Source organism: Methylobacterium hispanicum (assembly GCF_022179285.1).
In the GTDB taxonomy this organism is placed as follows: Bacteria; Pseudomonadota; Alphaproteobacteria; order Rhizobiales; family Beijerinckiaceae; genus Methylobacterium; species Methylobacterium hispanicum.
Map to the genome: position 1 here is coordinate 1 of NZ_BPQO01000067.1, position 4,103 is coordinate 4,103.

A 4,103-nucleotide genomic window follows, 5' to 3' on the forward strand; every position below is an offset into this window, starting at 1 on the left:
GGGATCAGGGGAAAAGGTCTGCGGATGAGGGGGGACGCACCGGCCTGGGCCGGACTTCCGAGCCGGGGCCGGAGGCCGGCCGCGCTCGGATCGACGCTAGGCCTCGCCCTCTGCCTCTCCGGCTGCGCCGGCGTGCTCGATCCGCAGGGGCCGATCGGCCTGCAGCAGCGCACCATCCTGCTCAACGCCACCGCGGTGATGCTGGCCATCGTCGTGCCGGTCATCCTGGCCACGCTCGCCTTCGCATGGTGGTTCCGCAGCCGGAACGCGCGCGCCCGATACAGGCCGGACTGGTCCTACTCGGGCCGCATCGAGTTCATGGTCTGGTCGATCCCCGCCCTCGTCATCCTGTTCCTCGGCGGCATGACCTGGGTCGCAACCCACGACCTCGATCCCGCCCGCCCGCTCGCCGCCCCGCGAAAGCCCCTCGCGGTCGAGGTCGTCTCGCTCGATTGGAAGTGGCTGTTCCTCTACCCCGAGCAGGGCATCGCGACGGTCAACCGCCTCGTGGTCCCGGCCGGCACGCCGCTGAGCTTCCGCCTCACCTCGGCCAGCGTGATGAACTCCTTCTTCGTGCCCCAGCTCGGCAGCCAGATCTACACCATGGCGGGCATGGAGACCCGCCTCCACCTGCAGGCGGACCGCCCGGGAACCTATCGGGGCCTCTCGGCCCAGTTCAGCGGCGGCGGCTTCTCGGGCATGCACTTCGACGTCCTCGCCCAGGAGCCCGCCGCCTTCGAGGCCTGGGTCGCCGGCGTCCGGGCCGGGGACGGCAGGCTCGACCGCGCGGGCTACGAGGCCCTGGCCAAGCCCAGCCAGGCGGAGCCGCCGCGCACGTTCGCGAGCGTCGCGCCGAACCTGTTCGATCAGGTCCTGAAGACGTGGATGTCCCGGTCCGCCGCCCTGCTCTGCGCGCCGCCGCGCCAGGCCGCGGACCTGCGCGGAGACAAGTGATGCTCGGCAAGCTGTCCTGGAGCGCGCTGCCGCTCGGCCAACCGATCCCCCTCTTCGCGGGCGGCTTCGTCGTCGTCGTGATCCTCGGCGTCCTGGCGCTCGTGACCCTGAAGGGCTGGTGGCCCTATCTGTGGCGCGAGTGGATCACCAGCGTCGATCACAAGCGGATCGGCGTGATGTACGTGCTCCTCGCCCTGGTGATGCTGCTGCGCGGCTTCACCGACGCGATCATGATGCGCTCGCAGCTCGCGCTGGCGACGGGGGGCGCGCCCGGCTACCTGCCGCCCGAGCACTACGACCAGATCTTCTCCGCCCACGGCGTGATCATGATCTTCTTCGTGGCCATGACCTTCACCATCGGGCTGATGAACTTCGTGCTGCCGCTCCAGCTCGGGGTGCGGGACGTCGCCTTCCCGACGCTCAACTCGGTCGGCTTCTGGCTGACGGCCTCGGGCGTCCTGCTCGTCAACATGTCGCTCGTGATCGGCGCGTTCGCCCGGACCGGCTGGCTCGCCTACCCGCCGCTCTCCGAACTCGCCTACTCGCCGGATGTCGGGGTCGACTACTACCTCGTCGCGCTGCAGATCTCGGGCGTCGGCACGCTCCTGTCGGGCATCAACCTCACCACCACGATCCTCAAGCTGCGCGCGCCCGGCATGGGCTACAGCCGGATGCCCGTGTTCTGCTGGACCGCGCTCGCCTCGAACCTGCTCATCGTCGCAGCCTTCCCGATCCTCACCGCCACCCTCGGGATGCTGATGCTGGACCGCTATCTCGGCTTCCACTTCTTCACCAACGACGGCGGCGGCAACCCGATGATGTACATCAACCTCATCTGGGCCTGGGGACATCCGGAGGTCTACATCCTGATCCTGCCGGCCTTCGGCGTGTTCTCCGAGATCATCGCCACGTTCTCGGGCAAGCCCCTGTTCGGCTACAGATCGATGGTCATGGCCACCATGGGGATCTGCATCCTCTCCTTCATGGTCTGGCTGCACCACTTCTTCACCATGGGCGCGGGCGCCGACGTGAACGCGTTCTTCGGCATCACCACGATGATCATCGCGGTGCCGACCGGCGTGAAGGTCTTCAACTGGCTGTTCACGCTCTATGGCGGGCGCATCCGCTTCGAGGTGCCGATGCTGTGGGCCCTGGGCTTCATGGTGACCTTCGTCATCGGCGGCATGACCGGCGTGCTGCTGGCCGTGCCCCCGATCGACTTCGTGCTGCACAACTCGCTGTTCCTCGTCGCCCACTTCCACAACGTGATCATCGGCGGCGTCCTGTTCGGGGCGTTTGCGGGCTACACCTACTGGTTCCCCAAGGCCTTCGGCTTCCGGCTCCACGACGGCCTCGGCCGGGCGGTGTTCTGGTGCTGGCTGATCGGGTTCTACCTCGCCTTCATGCCGCTCTACGTGCTCGGCCTGATGGGCATGACCCGGCGGATGCAGCACACCACCGATCCCGCCTGGGCGCCGTGGCTGTACGTGGCGATGGCCGGCGCCGGCGTGATCCTCCTCGGCATCGTCCTCACGGTGGTCCAGCTCGTCGTCAGCATCCGTCGGCGCGAGGCGCTGCGCGACGCGACCGGCGACCCCTGGAACGGACGCACCCTGGAATGGGCGACCGCCTCGCCCCCGCCACCCTGGAACTTCTCGCGCCTGCCGCGGGTGCACGGCATGGACGCCTACTGGGACATGAAGGAGGCCGGGACGCGCCAGGGCGCCGCCGAGCCCGAGGCGGCCGAGGCGGCCGAGGCGGTGGAGCTGCCCCGCAACAGCATGGCGGGCTTCGTGACGGCCTTCTTCGCCGTCCTCCTCGGCTTCGCCACGATCTGGCACATCTGGTGGCTCGCGATCGGCGGCCTCGCCGGCGCCGTCGCCGTGATCCTCGTCCATGCGTGGCGCACCGAGACCGAGCAGGCGGTCCCCGACCGGGCGCTCCGGGCCTACGAGGCGGCGCTGGCCTCCGCACGGAGCGCGTCGTGAGCGTCGCGGCCTCCGTGCGGGATCCGGCCGCGCCGCAGCGCGGGTCGACGGGGTCCGATCCGGTTCCGGTGTCCGAGCGCGGCCCGGCCCCGACCCGGATCGTCGTCGGGTTCGGCTTCTGGCTGTACCTGCTCAGCGACATCGTGATGTTCGCCACCGTCTTCGCGGCCCACGCGGTGCTGTCGCAGGCGACCGATGGCGGCCCGGCGGGGCGCGACCTGTTCGACCAGCGCAGCGCCTTCATCGAGACCGCGCTGCTGCTCGGATCGAGCCTGACCTGCGGGCTGATGATGCGCGCGGCCCGGCGGGCGCCGGGGCGCGACTTCCAGCTCTGGGCAGGCGCCACGCTCCTGCTCGGCCTCGCCTTCCTCGGGCTGGAGGTCCGCGAGTTCGCGGGCCTGATCGGGCGGGATGCGGGCCCGGGCCGCAGCGCCTTCCTGTCCGCCGTCTTCATGCTGGTCGGCCTGCACGGGCTCCACGTCGCCGTCGGCCTGTTCTGGCTCGGGATCATGATGCTGCAGGCGGCGACCCTGGGCTTCCGGGCGATGGTCCGGCGGCGGCTGCTCTGCTTCAGCCTGTTCTGGCACGCCATCGACATCGTCTGGATCGGCGTGTTCACCACCGTCTACCTGCTGGGAAGCCGCTGATGGGCCGCGCGTCGTCGGCCTTCCGGTTCGCCGCGCCGGTCCTTCTCGGCCTCGCCGTCCTGCTGCGGCTGGTGTTGCGGCCGGTCCTGCGGCTCCCGGCCGCCGGGCGCGGCCGGGCCGCGGGTGCCGCCGCGGGCGCCGCTGCGGCCGCCTCCCCCGATCCCGAGGCATCACGAGACGCCATGAGCCAGGACCCAGCGGCCGCGAGCGGCCACACCGACAAGGCGCCGGGCGCCGACGAGGCGGACGACCCCCTGCACAGCTACCTCGTCGGCTTCGCGCTGGCCTGCGGGCTCACGCTCGCCTCGTTCGGGCTGGCCAACACCGGCCTGATCTGGGAGCCGGCGATCCCGGTCGTGCTGATGGTGCTGGCGGTCGCGCAGATGGGCGTGCACCTCGTCTTCTTCCTGCATCTCGGCAGCGGGCCGGACCAGACCAACAACGTCATGGCCCTGGCCTTCGGCCTGCTCATCGTCGCCCTGGTGCTGGTCGGCTCGCTCTGGATCATGGCCCA

At 70.4% G+C, this 4,103-nt stretch carries 4 protein-coding genes; all 4 read left to right on the forward strand.

Going from position 1 to position 4,103, the window contains the following annotated elements; translation table 11 throughout:
- Positions 1-24: 24 nt before the first annotated feature.
- Positions 25-954 (forward strand): ubiquinol oxidase subunit II, encoded by a 930-nt coding sequence (gene cyoA, locus MFF56_RS31655; protein ID WP_082773045.1) that lies wholly within the window; start codon positions 25-27, stop codon positions 952-954.
- Positions 954-2,942 (forward strand): cytochrome o ubiquinol oxidase subunit I, encoded by a 1,989-nt coding sequence (gene cyoB, locus MFF56_RS31660; protein ID WP_238232167.1) that lies wholly within the window; start codon positions 954-956, stop codon positions 2,940-2,942. Before cyoA ends, cyoB begins: the two co-directional genes overlap by 1 nt.
- 68 nt (positions 2,943-3,010) lie before the next feature.
- On the forward strand, positions 3,011-3,589 hold the full coding sequence (locus MFF56_RS31665; protein WP_373324255.1) for a cytochrome c oxidase subunit 3: 579 nt from the start codon (positions 3,011-3,013) through the stop codon (positions 3,587-3,589).
- Positions 3,589-4,103: cytochrome o ubiquinol oxidase subunit IV (gene cyoD / locus MFF56_RS32390; RefSeq protein WP_373324254.1), on the forward strand; the 515-nt coding region annotated here is incomplete at its 3' end. The genes MFF56_RS31665 and cyoD, both read left to right, overlap by 1 nt.